15 protein-coding genes are annotated in these 14,528 nt (G+C 67.8%); 4 read left to right on the forward strand and 11 right to left on the reverse strand.

Annotated elements, in window-relative coordinates:
• Positions 1-4: 4 nt before the first annotated feature.
• The 3 genes from mobB to ACU0DV_RS11130 form a co-directional block, all read right to left on the reverse strand.
• Positions 5-499, reverse strand: coding sequence for a molybdopterin-guanine dinucleotide biosynthesis protein B (mobB, locus tag ACU0DV_RS11120; RefSeq protein WP_446242727.1), 495 nt, complete (start codon positions 497-499; stop codon positions 5-7).
• A complete protein-coding gene (gene mobA / locus ACU0DV_RS11125) occupies positions 496-1,116 on the reverse strand; it encodes a molybdenum cofactor guanylyltransferase MobA (protein WP_446242726.1) in 621 nt (206 codons plus the stop codon). The genes mobB and mobA overlap by 4 nt, the downstream gene beginning before the upstream one ends.
• Before the next feature lie 76 nt (positions 1,117-1,192).
• Positions 1,193-2,071 carry a formate dehydrogenase accessory sulfurtransferase FdhD gene (locus ACU0DV_RS11130; protein ID WP_446242725.1) on the reverse strand — a complete coding sequence of 293 codons (879 nt, stop codon included), beginning with the start codon at positions 2,069-2,071 and terminating at the stop codon, positions 1,193-1,195.
• Positions 2,072-2,120: 49 nt separating this feature from the next.
• Here ACU0DV_RS11130 and ACU0DV_RS11135 point away from each other — a divergent pair, with 49 nt between their 5' ends.
• Together ACU0DV_RS11135 and ACU0DV_RS11140 are read left to right on the forward strand one after the other, a co-directional pair.
• Complete coding sequence (locus ACU0DV_RS11135; protein ID WP_283981259.1) at positions 2,121-2,873, forward strand: AzlC family ABC transporter permease; 753 nt, start codon at positions 2,121-2,123, stop codon at positions 2,871-2,873.
• Positions 2,870-3,214, forward strand: a complete 345-nt coding sequence (locus tag ACU0DV_RS11140) for an AzlD domain-containing protein (protein WP_100929168.1) — start codon at positions 2,870-2,872, stop codon at positions 3,212-3,214. The genes ACU0DV_RS11135 and ACU0DV_RS11140 overlap by 4 nt, the downstream gene beginning before the upstream one ends.
• 5 nt (positions 3,215-3,219) lie before the next feature.
• Here ACU0DV_RS11140 and ACU0DV_RS11145 read toward each other — a convergent pair whose 3' ends face one another.
• The 5 genes from ACU0DV_RS11145 to ACU0DV_RS11165 all read right to left on the reverse strand — a co-directional run bounded on the left by ACU0DV_RS11145 (position 3,220) and on the right by ACU0DV_RS11165 (position 7,526).
• Complete coding sequence (locus ACU0DV_RS11145; protein ID WP_100930955.1) at positions 3,220-3,879, reverse strand: hypothetical protein; 660 nt, start codon at positions 3,877-3,879, stop codon at positions 3,220-3,222.
• A gap of 109 nt (positions 3,880-3,988) precedes the next feature.
• Positions 3,989-4,123 (reverse strand): aa3-type cytochrome c oxidase subunit IV, encoded by a 135-nt coding sequence (locus tag ACU0DV_RS11150; RefSeq protein WP_100929167.1) that lies wholly within the window; start codon positions 4,121-4,123, stop codon positions 3,989-3,991.
• 99 nt (positions 4,124-4,222) lie between these two features.
• Positions 4,223-4,675 (reverse strand): hypothetical protein, encoded by a 453-nt coding sequence (locus tag ACU0DV_RS11155; RefSeq protein ID WP_446242724.1) that lies wholly within the window; start codon positions 4,673-4,675, stop codon positions 4,223-4,225.
• A gap of 116 nt (positions 4,676-4,791) precedes the next feature.
• A complete protein-coding gene (locus ACU0DV_RS11160; protein WP_446242723.1) occupies positions 4,792-5,841 on the reverse strand; it encodes an MBL fold metallo-hydrolase in 1,050 nt (349 codons plus the stop codon).
• Positions 5,838-7,526, reverse strand: coding sequence for an acyl-CoA dehydrogenase (locus tag ACU0DV_RS11165; protein ID WP_446242722.1), 1,689 nt, complete (start codon positions 7,524-7,526; stop codon positions 5,838-5,840). Before ACU0DV_RS11165 ends, ACU0DV_RS11160 begins: the two co-directional genes overlap by 4 nt.
• Before the next feature lie 118 nt (positions 7,527-7,644).
• Here ACU0DV_RS11165 and ACU0DV_RS11170 point away from each other — a divergent pair, with 118 nt between their 5' ends.
• Positions 7,645-8,580, forward strand: coding sequence for an L-threonylcarbamoyladenylate synthase (locus ACU0DV_RS11170; RefSeq protein ID WP_283981263.1), 936 nt, complete (start codon positions 7,645-7,647; stop codon positions 8,578-8,580).
• 70 nt (positions 8,581-8,650) lie between these two features.
• On the opposite strand, the gene ACU0DV_RS11175 is transcribed toward ACU0DV_RS11170, so the two are convergent.
• Positions 8,651-9,109, reverse strand: coding sequence for a DUF2267 domain-containing protein (locus ACU0DV_RS11175; protein WP_446242721.1), 459 nt, complete (start codon positions 9,107-9,109; stop codon positions 8,651-8,653).
• A gap of 17 nt (positions 9,110-9,126) precedes the next feature.
• The gene (locus tag ACU0DV_RS11180) at positions 9,127-9,708 is read right to left on the reverse strand and encodes a YqgE/AlgH family protein (RefSeq protein WP_283981265.1); all 582 of its coding nucleotides are present in this window, start codon (positions 9,706-9,708) and stop codon (positions 9,127-9,129) included.
• A 166-nt stretch (positions 9,709-9,874) separates the two neighbouring features.
• Here ACU0DV_RS11180 and ACU0DV_RS11185 point away from each other — a divergent pair, with 166 nt between their 5' ends.
• The gene (locus ACU0DV_RS11185) at positions 9,875-10,687 is read left to right on the forward strand and encodes a protein-disulfide reductase DsbD domain-containing protein (protein ID WP_100930954.1); all 813 of its coding nucleotides are present in this window, start codon (positions 9,875-9,877) and stop codon (positions 10,685-10,687) included.
• Between the two features lie 96 nt (positions 10,688-10,783).
• Here the strand turns inward: ACU0DV_RS11185 and ACU0DV_RS11190 are convergent, their stop codons facing one another.
• Positions 10,784-14,491 carry an efflux RND transporter permease subunit gene (locus ACU0DV_RS11190; RefSeq protein WP_446242720.1) on the reverse strand — a complete coding sequence of 1,236 codons (3,708 nt, stop codon included), beginning with the start codon at positions 14,489-14,491 and terminating at the stop codon, positions 10,784-10,786.
• Positions 14,492-14,528 lie beyond the last annotated feature (37 nt).

Here is a 14,528-nt window from a genome sequence, read left to right on the forward strand (position 1 = left end):
AAGACTAGTCCAGCCCGACTTCACCCAGAATGAAATCCGCGATGCGGATTGTGTCGTCGAGGTTGAAGACAGGAACGTGCAGCGACATGGAGGTGTCCGAGGCAACGGCGCGGATGGTGTCGTCCTCCGACACGATCAGGCCCTTGCCCGTCTCGACCCGGTGGCATTCCAGCTTTGGATGCCGCGCGCGCTTGTAACCCTCCACCAGAACCAGGTCGACGGGCCTCAGCCGCGCCAGCAGATCGTCCAGGTCTGGCTCGGGCGCGCCGCGCAGTTCCGTCATCTGGGCCACGCGCTTGCGCGACGCGAGGATGACTTCGGAGGCGCCCGCCTCCCGGTGGCGATAGGAATCGCGACCGGGATGGTCCACGTCGAAACTGTGGTGCGCGTGCTTGATCGTGCTGACCGAATAGCCGCGCCCGGCGATCTCGGCCACGAGGCGTTCGACCAGTCCTGTCTTGCCGGAATTCTTCCAGCCCGTGATCCCGTACAGCTTCACAGCATCGCCTCCGCCTGCGCCAGGTCTTCCGGCGTGTTCACATTGAAGAAGGCGCGTTCGTCCGGGAAGACAGCTTCGCGCCCGCCGTGCCTTTCGGTCCAGAGCACGACCTTCTTCAGCCCGCCCTCAAGGGCGGCACGCAGGTCGTCGCGCAGCGCCACGGGCCAGAGGCCGAAGGTCGGGTGACGGATCAGCCGCCCCTTGGCCGAACGCGTTTCCGTATCGCCCTCGGTCGCGGCCAGTACCAGCGGGCGGTCCTGCCCCTCGGCGGTCAGCAACAGGCGCGGGACAAGGTCGCAGGGCAGGAACGGCGTGTCGGCCGCGACGCTGACAAGCGTGTCGGACCCCTGCGCGGCGGCCCAATCGAGCCCGGCCAGCACACCGGCGAGCGGCCCCGGGAAACCCGGCAGGCTGTCGGCGACGACCGGCAGGCCGTAGGCACCGAAACGGGCGGCATCGCCATTGGCGTTGAGGCACAGGTCCGCCACCTGCGGCGCGATCCGTTCGACCACATGGGCCAGAAGCGTCCGGTCGCCAAGCGTCAGCAAACCCTTGTCGCCGCCGCCCATCCGCGTCGCCTGACCGCCCGCCAGGATCACCCCTACAGGTGCCTTCATGCCCAATCCTTCCAAGATGCCTGTTCCCGTGGTGCCTGCGACCAAGCCGGGTCGCAAGGCCCTTCGTCCTGACCGTTCAGGCCTCCGCGCTCTTGCGGCGGTGCTTGCGATCCTCATCGTCGATACTGTCCGGGTCTGCGTCCCGTGTCAGCCGCTCTTCGCCGGACAGGCACAGGAACCGCCGCCCGCGCAGCCGTCCGATGCAGGTGAGGCCGGTCTCCCGCGCGATCTCCACGCCCCACGCGGTGAAGCCCGAGCGCGAGGCCAGCACGGGTATGCCCATCAACGCGCACTTGATGACCATTTCCGAGGTCAGCCGCCCCGTGGTGTAAAGGATCTTGTCCGCGCCGGAGACGCGCTCGGACAGCATCCAGCCCGCGATCTTGTCGACCGCGTTGTGGCGCCCGACGTCTTCCATGTAGACCAGCGGGCGGTCCTGCTGGCACAGCACCGTGCCATGGATCGCGCCGGATTCGAGGTAAAGCGACGGCGTGGTGTTGATCTTCTTGGACAACGCGTAGAGCCACGAGGTCCTGACCTCGGCCGCGGGCAGGGTCAGCCCCTGCAGTCCCTCCATCATGTCGCCGAAGACGGTGCCCACGGCGCAGCCGGAGGTCCGGGTCTTCTTCTTCACCTTCTCCTCGTAGGTCGTCTGGGAGGCGGTGCGCACCACCACGACCTCAAGCTCCTCGTCGTAATCGACACGTGTGACCGTCTCTTCGGTCCCCAGCATGCCCTGATTGCGCAGGAACCCCAGCGCCAGGTATTCCGGGTAGTCGCCGATGGTCATGGCGGTGACGATCTCCTGCCCGTTGAGGTAGATCGTCAGGGGCCGCTCCTCGACCACGCGCGCTTCGACCGGCTGGCCGGTGTGATCGACGCCCGTGACGGCGCGTGTCAGCCGCGCGTCGCCCGGGTTCGGGGCAATCAGGTATTCGCCGTCATCGGATTGCATCTGCCCTGTCTCCCCGCTACCGCTGTGCCTGTTTCGAGAGGTTCAGACCATGGCTGACGCCCCCCCGATGTCAAGCTTCTGGCGCGGATTCCGCGACGGACTGCCGTTCCTGTTCGTGGTCGGCCCCTTCGGCATGCTGTTCGGCGTTCTGGCGACGGAGGCCGGGCTGAACGTGTTCGAAACGCTCAGCTTTTCGGTCGTGGTCATCGCTGGGGCCGCACAGTTCACCGCGCTGCAACTGATGACGGAGAACGCACCGACGGTGGTGGTGCTGGCCTCTGCGCTGGCGGTGAACCTGCGGATGGCGATGTACTCCGCCTCCATCACGCCGCACCTCGGCGCGCTGCCGCTGGGCAAGCGGATCGTGGCGGCCTATTTCCTCGTGGACCAGACCTACACCGCGGCGGCGATCGAATACGAGAAGCGCCCCGATCAGACGCTGGCCCAGAAGTTCGCGTATTTCATGGGTGTGGCCATGCCGATCTGCCCGCCCTGGTACGCATTCACCCTTCTGGGCGCATGGATCGGCGCGGCGGTGCCGCCGGAACTGGGGCTGGATTTCGCGCTGCCCATCGCCTTCATCGCCATGCTTGGCCCCGCCATGCGCACCGGGGCGCACCGCATCGCGGCGCTGGTCGGCGGAACCGGGGCGCTGCTCTTTGCCTTCATGCCCTGGAACCTGGGCCTGATCTGCGGGGCTGTGCTGGGCATGATGGCCGGGGCGGAGGTCGAACGCCGCCAGTCCCTGCGCGCGCGGGAGGAAACGACCGAAGACGCGATGACCACGGGAGAGACGCGATGACCGCCGGAGAGATCGACCGCACCACGCTCTGGATCGTGATCGTGCTGCTTGGCCTCGGGTCGTTCGGGCTGCGATTCGTGTTCCTGGGACTGATCGGGGATCGCGAGCTGCCGGAATGGCTGCTGCGGCACCTGCGCTATACCGCCGTGGCGGTGATCCCCGCGCTTGTCGCCCCGCTGGTCGTCTGGCCCGCCGCGACGGGAGGCCAGACAGATCCTCTCAGGCTGACCGCCGCCGTGCTGGCGCTGCTGGTCGGGGGATGGACGCGCAACCTGTATGCTGCGCTGTTCACCGGGGCCGCCGTGATGGTCGGCGGCTCCTACCTGCCCGGGCTGGTCTGACGACCTTACGGGTTCTTAGTCTGCTGCCAGTCCAGCTCGATCCGCTTCACGGCAAGGTCCTTGTCGTCCTCGTCGTCCTCGCGAAGCTCGCGCGTGGTGACGCCCGGCAGTTCCGCGAAGGCTTCCATCAGCTTGGTCGGGAACAGGACGGAGGGAAGCGTCTCGAACCCCGGCAACTGGCGCAGGATGCCCGAAGTGGCCGACGTGCAGGCCGCGGCCGAAACCGGCCCGTTCGCCTGCACCAGCCGCAGGGCGCGCTCCGCCACTTCAGGCGGAACCTGCTTCTGCTGGATCTTAACGCGGTAGGTCGACCGTGCGTGCGCGCTTTCATAGGCCTGTTCGACGTCGGGCGTGATACCGTACAACACGTCGTCGATTTCCGGCACGGACTGGAAGCGGACAGAGCCCGCGGGGTCGAAGACGACGCGCTGGCTGGGCGCATTGATCATGATCGAGGTGTGCGCCCCGCCGTTCGTCCGGTTGTTGATCATCGTATAAAGCGTAATCGACGGCGGCAGCGGCGAGCGGTAGGCGGCTGCTGCCGCCTCTTCCGGCGTTGCGTTCGGGCCGGACATCTGCCCGGCGCCGCAGGCCGCCACGGTCAGGAGCGCCACCAGCGCGAGGCAGGCGCGGAATCCCCGCCCGGTCAGTTCCGTCATCTTCATCAGCATACCACCCGATCTGTTCGCGCACGTTCTGACGCACGAATGCACGAGGCCCAACTCACATTCAAGTGACGTCAAGCGCTTGAAATACCGACGTTGCGTGGAGGTATCAGGTCCGGAAGATCGCGAGGAAGATCACGATCGCGAGGATCACGTACAGCGTGCGGACGGTGAACTTCACGAAGCCGTTGAAGGTTTCTTCCTGCGTGGTGATGTCCATGCTGCCGTGCTTGTGCTCTGCCATTTGTCCTGTCCTTGGGGTGTTCACGTTTCGAAGCAGGGGAATAGCGGATATTTTCGCCCCTGTCACCGCGCCAATAAGGCGCAAATGTCGCGCCCTCGCTCAGGTGTCGAGATCGCGCACGAGGCGGAAACCGATCCGTCGCGGCGCCGCGCGTTTCTCGGCCTTGGGAAGCGCCCTGAGCGCCACGTTCAGCTGCGTGACGTGCTGGATAAGCTGCATGCGCCCGCCTGCCGGGTCGCTGCCGTAGAAGGTCACCACATCCGGGTCGAAGTATCCCATGCCCTCGATCCGCAGCACGCCCGCATCGCCGCCGGTGAAGCCCATGGCCACTTCCTGCTCCGAATCGAGCCGCTCCTCGAAGGCCTTGATGTAGAGGATCAGCCGCTCATAGGCCCAGCGGGCCGGGCTTTTCTGTTCGACCGGCGTGTTGCGCACCGCCTCCGGCAGTTCGTTGGCATTCTCAGGGGTCTCTTCCTCGGTGTGCACCTCGCGCCGCTGCGGCATGGCCGCGTTTTCGTGCGCTTCGGCCGCGGTCGCGATCCGGTCGTCCATGGGTCCTCCTCGGGGCCGCATCGCGGCCCGCACTCCTTCAGTCGTCCGGTTGAGGATAGCTTGGGGGGTCCGGGGGGCAAAGCCCCCTGCCACGGCCGAAAGCGGGTCGTCGCGCGTCAGTTCGGCGAAACCCTCCGGAACAGCCAGCGCCCGTCCTCTGTCACCTCGCGCGTGGCGCGCCCGGTGTGCCAGAGGTGCAGGCAATGCGCCATCGCCTCCACCAGCGCCAGCCCGTATTCGCCCGCACCGATCCGGCGCATGAAGAGCGGCTGGAAACAGCCCGCGGCGGTGGCGGGCTCCGACAGGAAATCCTCCAGCCTTTCCAGCGCCCCGTGGTGGTTCGAGATCAGTTGCCCCATCCGCGCCGGCAGACCGTGAAACGGCAGCTTGTGCCCGCCGAGGACAAGGTGATCCTCGCGCGCCAGCACCGACAGGCGTTCGCAGGCGTCGAGCCAGTCGGCCACCGGATCCGCCTCGGGCTCTGTGGCGTAGACCCCGAGGTTGGGCGAGATCGACGGCAGGATCTGGTCCCCGGCGATGACCAGAGATCCGCCCGTTTCCCAGAGCGTGACATGCTCCGGCGCATGACCGCCGCCGGTATGGACTGCCCAGTCCCGTCCGCCCGCGCGCAGCGTGTCGCCCTGTTTCAGCCGCTGGACCCCGAAGGGCAACGGCCAGACGGTGCGGCGGAACATGTAGGGCGGCTCGTCCATTCGGGACGCGATGATCTCGTCGCCCATCCCCGCGGCGCGCCAGTAGGCCACCACCTCGGGCGGCGGCGTGTCGTTAGGGTCGAGTTGCAGCATCCGGGCCAGCAGCCATGCGGTGCGCGAGGTCAGAAGCTCTGCCCCCTGCTCCTGGAACCATCCGGCCAGCCCGATGTGGTCGGGGTGGTGGTGGGTGACCAGCACCCGGCCCACAGGCTTTCCCGCCAGGGGCCCGGCCAGCAGGCTCTCCCAGATGCCGCGCGTCTTCGAGGAGTTCATGCCGGTGTCGACGATCGTCCACGACGCGTCGTCGTCCAGCGCGTAGACGTTGACGTGGTCCAGCTTCATCGGCAGCGGCAGACGCATCCACAGCACGCCCTCGGCCACCTCGATGGCCTCGCCCGCGGCGGGCGGGGTGTCGAAGGGAAAACGGATGTGTCCCGGGCTGCCGTCCATCATGCCGCGAAGTCCTCTGCCGGGACCAGGGCACCCGCCCGCGCCTGCGCGCAGAGCGACGCGTGCTCGGGCAGCATGCGCAGGATGTAGAACCGGGCCAGCCGTTCGGTGGCGCTGTCGCGCTCCGCACAGGCGGCGCGCAGGTGGGCGGTGGCGCCCAGCACCCGCGCAAACGCCCTGAGGTAGGGCACGGCACCGGCGAATCGGTCCGTCATGTCCATTGCCAGCAGCGCCTCCGTCGCGTCGCGCAGATTCTCCGACGCCTGCCACGCGGCTTCGGCCAGTTCGGGGATGTCGCTCTTCACGCCCTCGATGTAGCTCTGCATGGAATCGATAAGGGCAAAGACCGCCTCTCCGCCGTCCATCAGCTTGCGGCCCACGAGGTCCATCGCCTGGATGCCGTTGGTGCCTTCGTAGATTGCCGTCACGCGCACGTCGCGCAGGTACTGGGCGGCGCCGGTTTCCTCGATGTAACCCATGCCGCCGTGCACCTGCACACCCTTCGACGCGACCTCAATCCCGACGTCAGTGCCGAAGGCCTTGGCGATGGGCGTCAGCACGCCCGCGCGCGCGGCCCAGCCCTTGTCCCCGGTGGCCCGCGCCATGTCGAGCGCCACGGCCAGCATCAGCCCGATGGACCGGGCGGCGAAGATGTCGGCCTTCATCTCGGCCAGCATGCGGCGCACGTCGGCGTGGCCGAGGATGGTCCCGGTCTCCGACCGGCCCTGCTTGCGCTCTTCGGCATAGGCCACCGCGTGCTGGTAGGCGCCTTCGGCCACACCGATGCCCTGCACGCCCACGCCGAGCCGCGCGTTGTTCATCATGGTGAACATGGCGCGCATGCCGTCGTTTTCCTCACCGACAAGCCAGCCGGTTGCCCCCTCGTAGGACATCACGCAGGTCGGAGAGCCGTGCAGCCCCATCTTGTGCTCCAGCGAAACCACCCGCAGGTCGTTGCGCGCGCCCGGTTCGCCGTTCTCGTCCGGCAGGAACTTCGGAACGAGGAACAGCGAAATGCCCTTGGTCCCCGGCACCGCGTCCGGCAACCGCCCCAACACGAGGTGGCAGACGTTTCCGGTGAAGTCGTTGTCGCCCCACGAGATATAGATCTTCTGGCCGGTGATGGCGTAGGTCCCGTCGCCGTTCGGCACAGCCTTCGTCGACAGCGCCCCCACGTCGGACCCGGCCTGCGGCTCCGTCAGGTTCATGGTGCCCGCCCACTCGCCGGTGACCAGCTTCGGCAGGTAGAGCGCCTTCAGCTCGTCCGAGGCGTGGTTCTCAAGCGCCTCGATCTGGCCCTGGGTCATCAGCGGGTTCAGTTGCAGCGCAAGGCAGGCGCCCGACATCATGTCGTTGACGCAGGTGGTGACCGTCAGCGGCAGCCCCATCCCGCCCGACGCTTCTTCGGCCGAGGCCGCGATCCAGCCGCCTTCGGCTATGGCCCGGTACCCTTCGGCAAAGCCCTCCGACGTACGCACCACGCCGTTCTCCAGCCGCGCCGGATCGAGGTCGCCGTTGCGTTGCAGCGGCGCCATGACCTCTTCGCACATCTTCGCCGCTTCCGAGAGCACCGCTTCGACGGTTTCAAGCGAGGCGTCGGCGAACCGTTCCGTGGCCGAGACCCGTTCATAGCCGACCACATGTTTCAGAATGCGAGAAAAATCGCCCAATGGCGCGCGATACGTCATCTAATTGCCCCTCCGGCTTGGCAAGCCCACATCTCTCTAGTAGCAAGCGGACCCGTATAACAAGCGTATGACCGCTGAGAGTGGCGGCAACAGAAACGCCACGTCAAAACCGGGCCGCATGACAGAGCGACTTCTCCCCGACCCCACCGGCCTCGCCCGCGCAGCCTCCCTGCTGCGTGACGGACGGCTCGTGGCCTTCCCGACCGAGACCGTCTACGGGCTCGGTGCGGACGCCCGCGACGATCATGCCGTGGCCGCGATCTATGCTGCCAAGGGACGTCCCAGCTTCAACCCGCTGATCGTCCATTTCGCCGACCTCGACGCGCTGAAGGCGATGGTGGAGTGGTCCGAAGAGGCGGAGGCCATTGCCCAGAGCTTCTGGCCCGGCCCGCTGACGCTCGTCCTGCCGCTCCGCGAAGGCGCACGGGTGTCGAAGCTGGTGACCGCCGGGCTCGACACCATCGCGGTGCGCATGCCTGCGGCGCCCGTGGCACGCGACCTCTTGCGCGCGGCGGGGGTGCCGGTGGCGGCGCCGTCGGCCAACGTCTCCGGCCAGATCAGTCCCACGCGGGCCGAGCATGTCGCGGCCAGCCTCGGCGACCGGGTGGATGCGATCCTCGACGGCGGGCCGTGCAAGGTCGGGCTGGAATCGACGATCCTCGGGCTGGCGGGCCGTCCGACGCTGCTCCGGCCCGGCGGAATCACACGCGAGGCGCTTGGCCATGTTCTGGGACGCCGGATCGCGGAACGGCACGGCTCGGACACAATATCCGCTCCCGGCCAGACCAAGTCGCATTACGCGCCACGCGCCGCCGTGCGGCTGAACGCCATCGAATTCGAACCGGGCGAGGCCAGCCTCGGGTTCGGAGATGTGGAGGCGGACCTGAACCTTTCGCCGTCCGGCGACCTGACGGAGGCGGCGGCAAACCTCTTCGAATACCTGCACCAGCTCGACGCCAAGGCGCCGAAGGTCATCGCCATCTCGCCGATCCCGCATCTGGGTCTGGGCGTGGCGATCAACGACCGCCTCAGCCGAGCCGCCGCCGACCGCTGATCCGGCGCGGCGCGAAGCAACTGTCGGCTGCGCTGGGTAGGGCGGGGTTTCACGCCGCCCCTGCCAGTATTCAGTAAATCCTTGGCCTGAGGTCGGCCTCCGGCACCCCCGGCACCTCCCAGAACGCCGCGGCGCCCTCTGGCAGGCGTTGCAACACCCTTGCGAAGTCCGCCGGATTCACGTGTGGACGGATGGCGCGCGCGACGGCCTCGATGGCATTGTCGGGGGTCAGGTTGTGATGGCGCCGCACCGCCTGTGCCTCACGGACAAGCCCGGCCCGGGGTCCAAAGGGCGGAGGCGTCTCCTCCACCTGCCAGCCCGCCACGAACACCGCCCGCACCACGCAGGGCAGGACAGAGGCGAAATCCAGCCCCTGCTGGGCTGTCAGGCGGCGGCGGAACACCTGCAGCACACCATCCAGCGCGGTGTAGGCCATGTTGTCGGACTCAAGGCCCATGTGCTCTTTCAGATCGTCGAGGATGGCCCGCCATTCCTTTTCGGCGTGGCGATAGGTCCATGGCATCGGCATCGCCGCCTCCCGGTCCTTCAGGCCCGCCCGCCCTCGCTCGACAGCAGGAGCGGCGAGACGCCGATGCTTTCCAGCGCCGCCTCCCACTTCTGCCCGTCGGTCAGGTCGAAGATCAGATCGGCGGACGACGGGCCGACCAGCCAGGCGTTCTCGGCGATCTCGTTCTCCAGCTGGCCCGGCCCCCAGCCGGCATAGCCCAGCATCATAAGCCACCGCTCCGGCCCCTGGCCCTGGCCCAGGTCCTCGAGCACGTCGAGCGTCGCGGTCATCTTCAGATCCGGCGTCACGTCCAGCGTCGTCACCACCGAGGTGTAGTCGGGCGAATGCAGCACGAAGCCGCGGCCCATCTCCACCGGCCCGCCATAGCGCACCTTGGTGCCGTCCAGCCCCGCCGGATTCTCGATCGACAGCTGGGACAACAGGGCCGACATGTCGATGTCCGGCGTAGGCTTGTTGACGATCAGGCCCATCGCGCCCTCGTCGGAATGGTCGCAAATGAAGACCACGCTCAGATCGAACCTCGGATCGGCCATGCCCGGCATCGCGATCAGCAGATGCCCCGTCAGGTTCGTCGTCGCAATGTCACTGTTTTCCGCCATGCCCACCTTCAAGTCCTGCAGCCGACGTTCTGGCGCGGTCGGCTTTCTCCCCACCATGCGACAGGCCCGGGCCATGCGCAAGAACGTGGCCTCGCCGCCACCCCTCTCGGGGCTCTCACTTCAAGGTGACTTCCCTTTTGGCGACGTCCATAGCATCCCTGTCCGCATGAAGAAAATTCTGCGCGCCTTTCTGGCCCCGGTTCTGGCCGCTTCGCTGATCCTGCCCGCGCCTGCCCGGGCAGAGCGCTACGACGGCATGCTCGACGCCACGATCCTTCCCGGCTGGCGCCTGCCCAATGGCGACCATATCGCGGCGCTGCACCTGCGGCTGGCCCCCGGGTGGAAGACCTACTGGCGCAGCCCCGGCGATGCGGGCATCCCGCCCAGCTTCGACTGGCAGGGCGCTCAGAACACCCGTGCCGTGACCGTATCGTGGCCCAGCCCGCAGGTGTTCTGGCAGTCTGGGATGCGCTCCGTCGGCTATCATGACGAGGTCGTGTTGCCGCTGCGCGTCTCGCTCCGCAATGCCGGCAAGGACGCGCAGCTCAACGGCACCATCGAGATCGGCATCTGCAAGGACGTCTGCCTGCCCCAGCGGCTGAAGGTTTCGGCCACTCTGCCCGCCGGTTCCCGCAAGCCCGATCCGCGGATCGCCGCTGCGATGGCCGACGTGCCCTTCGGTCGCGGCGATGCGGGCGTGACCTCCGTCACCTGCACGGTCTCGGCCACGCCCAAGGGCATCGGGCTGAACGTCGCCCTCACCCTGCCCGGCGCCACCGGCAACGAGGAAACGGTGATCGAATTCGCCGATCCGGAACTGTGGGTGGCAGAGCCGCAGACATCGCTGCGCGGCGGCCAACTGGTGGCAGAGACGCGCGTGACCCACCTGTCCCGCGCCGCCTTTGCGCTGGACCGCTCCGAGATGGTGCTGACCGTGCTGGGCGGCCGGATGCCGGTCGAAGTCCGCGGCTGCGACTGACGCGGCCGTTCAGTCCACACCCAAGACGCAAGGCCAGCCCGGCGGCATTCCATGATGCCGCCGTTGTTGCTTGTAGCGACCCGATGTAGGGCGGGGCTATGCGCCGCCTGCCTTCACCGGCCCGCGCCGCATCAGGACCGCCAGCGCCGCCGCCAGCCAGAGGGCCAGCACCAGCACCGCCGCTCCGATCAGGAAGACCGCGAGCGCCGTCCCCTTCGACGCCGGGTCGCCGAACGGTGCCAGTGCCGCGGGCATGCCGCCGGCAAAGGCCACCATGCCCAGCGTCAGCCCCAGCCAGGCCACCACCGCCAGCGTCCCGCCGACCAGCAGTCCGCGTACCGGCCCGCTGCGGAAGCGCCAGCCGCGCTTCAGCGCCGACCAGGCGACCGACACGTCGTGCTGTACGGCCACCAGCGAGGGTACGACCAGCAGCACCAGCACCATGCCGAAGCCCAGCCCGTAGACCAGCGTGATCACCGTGGGCTTCAGGAACTGCGCATCGGCCGAGCGTTCGTAGAGCAGCGGCGCCAGGCCCAGCACCGTCGTGGCCGAAGTCAGGAAGACTGCGCGCAGACGGTCCGCTGCGCCGTCGATGATCGCCGGGATCAGGCCACGGTCGCGGGCGTATTCGTCGATCTGCGTCACCAGCACGATGGAATCGTTGATGATGATCCCGGTCATGCCCAAGAGGCCCACCACCGTGAACATGCTCAGCGGCACGTCCCACAGCCAGTGGCCATAGACCGCCCCAACCAGTCCGAAGGGGATGATCGCCATGACCACCAAGGGACGCGTCCAGCTGGCAAAGACCCAGGACAGCACGAGGTAGATGCCCAGCAACACCATCGCCAGCCCCAGCTCCGCATCGGCGAGGAACTCGTCCTCCTGCTCTGACAGCCCGGAGATGTCGTAATCCACCTGCCGGGTGTTGGCGATGCGCGGCAGGATGACCTCTTCCAGCGCGGTCATGATCTCCGTCGCGCGGGCTGGATCGTCCTCGGAAATGTCGCCGTTGACGGAAATCTGCCGGATGCCGTTCTCGCGCCGCACGGTCGAAAAGCCCGTCCGCCGCTCCACCCGCACGATGTCGGCCAGCGGCACGTAGGCACCTTCGGGCGTGCGCAGCATCATCCGTTCGAGGAAGTCCGCCGTCAGCTCGCCCTCCGGCAGTTCCACGCGGATTTCGGCAGAGCGCGGTCCCACCGGGTAGCTTGCCGCCTCTATCCCGCCCAGCCGGTTGCGCAGCACGCGGCCCAGCCCGTCGATGTCGAAGCCAAGCGCCTGGCCCTGCGGCGTCAGGTCGAGGATCAGCTCCTCCTTGTCGTAGGCGAGGTTGTCCTCCACCGCCGACACTTCGGGGAAGGCGGCGACGGCGGCCTTCAGATCCTCGGCGGCGGCTTTCAGCGTCTCGGAATCGGAGCCGATGAACTTCACGTCGAGCGCATCGCCGCCGGGGCCGGAGCGCCAGCCGCGGAACGAGATTTCCTCGACCAGCGGATGCTTCTCGACCCGTTCCTGCAACTCTCCGACAAAGGCGAAGGAGGAATAGGGCCGCGCGTCCGCCTCGATCAGCTCGATGGAAATGCCGCCAAGCTGGTCGGCGTCCTTGGTGTCCGCGCTCGACAACCCGCGTCCGGAGCCGCCGCCGATCTCTGCCATGACATAGTCCAGCGGGTTGCGGCCGTAGCGTTCCTCGTATTCGCGGCCAAGCTCCTCCGTCGTCTTCTGCAACAGCCGCATTTGCGCCAGCGTATCCTCGCGCGTGGCGCCCGGCGCCATGGCGAAGTTGCCGCTGATCGATCCGCGTTCCGGCGAGTTGAAGAAGCGCCACTGCACGTCGCCGCTGATGAACAGCACCGCCTGCGTTGCCAGCACCAGCGTCGCGGTTGCAAGCACCACGTAGCGCGCCCGGATGACCACCGCCATCAAGGGGCGGAAGCCGCGTTCCCGGACCTGCCGGAAGCCCCGGTTGACCACACGGCTGGCGCTGTCGATGCCCATGTCCGACAGATCGTTCAGTGCTGCCCGGCGCCGTGCCCCGTCCATCCGGATCAGCCGGAGCCCCAGCGCCGCGGCGACCAGCGCAACCAGAAGCGCGCCGATCCACAGCGGCCGGCCAAGGATCGTGCCGCGCAACGCGACGGCGCTTTCATGCAGGCCGGCGATCCAACCCGGCGTCTCGCCCATGGTGCCCCAAACACCGTTGGCGGCGCCCGGCAGCGACAGGATCGCCAGCAGGATCAGCCCGACCGCCAGCGTGCCGACGATCACCTCTCCGACGAAACCCGCCGCCGCGCGCCACGCGCGGAACCCGGTCGCGACGCGGGGCTTCAACGCGTGGGCCATGTGGTTCGGCAGGATCAGGAAACACTCCACCAACGAGGCCAGCAACACCGTGATGACGGTAAAGGGGATGTCGGCGATCATCTCTCCGAACGTGCCGCCGATGGCCGTCAGCCCGAAGAAGGCGATGACCGTGGTCAGCGTCGCGGAGAACACCGGCAGCGCCATGCGGGAGGCCGACCGTTCCGCCGCCTCGTAGGGGCCGAAGCCCTGCCGGGACAAATGATCGGCGTGTTCCCCCACCACGATGGCATCGTCGACCACGATGCCCAGGGTGATGATCAGCGCGAAGAGCGAGATCATGTTGATCGTCAGCCCGCCCACGTACATCAGCGCAATTGCCGCCAGCAGCGACGTGGGGATCCCCGCCGCTACCCAGAAGGCCGTGCGCGTGTTCAGGAACAGGAACAGCAGCGCCACCACCAGCAGGAGCCCCATGGAGGCGTTGTCCATCAGGATGTTGAGCCGCCCGGTGATCGCCTCTGACCGGGTGCGGATCAGTTCGATGGTCACGCCTTCGGGCAGCGTGGACTGGTAGGCCGCGGCGACCTCCTCGACCTGCTCCTGGATGCCGATGGCGTCGCCCCGGTCGGACCGGTCGACCCGCACCGTGATCGCCGGGTTGGGGCCGACGAAATAGCTGCGCTGACGGTCTACGCCTTCCTCGCGCAGCTGCGCCACGTCGCCGATGGTCAGCTTGGACCCGTTCGGGTTGGAGCGCAGGGCAATGGCGGCGATGTCGTCGGCAGAGCGTTTCTCGATCCCGGTGCGGACACGTGCGCCCGCCCCCGCCACGTCGCCTGCCGGATCGGCGTCCACCTCCGCCGCGATAGCCTCGGCGATCTCCTGCATGGTGACGTCATGCGCGATGAGGCTGGTCGAGGGCACTTCCACCAGGATCTGCGGCGCGGCGACGCCCTGGATCGTCGTGCGCGTCACGCCTTCGGCGAACAGGCGCACGGTGAATTCGTCCGCGAACCGGGCAAGCTGGTCGACACCCACCGGCCCGGTGATCACCACGTCGGTCACGCGGTCGCGCCAGCCGCCACGGCTGACGCTCGGTTCGTCGGCGTCGTCGGGCAGTCCTGTGATCCCGTCCACCGCCTGCTGCACATCGTCCGCGGCCCGGGCGATGTCCCAGCCCGGCTCGAACTCCAGCTCGATGCTGGCGCGGCCCTCGCGCGAGTTGGAGCGGGAGGATTCGACCCCCTCGACCGCCAGCAGCGCCGGTTCCAGAAGCTGCACGATGGCGGCGTCGATGTCCTCGGCGCCGGCGCCGTCCCAGGACACCGACACGTCGATCTCGTCCACGATCACGTCCGGAAAGAACTGCGCCCGCATGTTCGGCACGGCCAGAAGGCCCGAGGCCAGCAGGATCACCAGCAGCAGGTTCGCCAGCGTGGGATGCCGGGTGAAATAGCCGAAGATACCCCCGGCGGATTTTGGCAGTTCACGTACCATGCGCCCCCTCCGGAACGGGTGTTTGCAACGTCATCGC

The sequence above is a fragment of the Sagittula sp. genome (genome assembly GCF_052825245.1).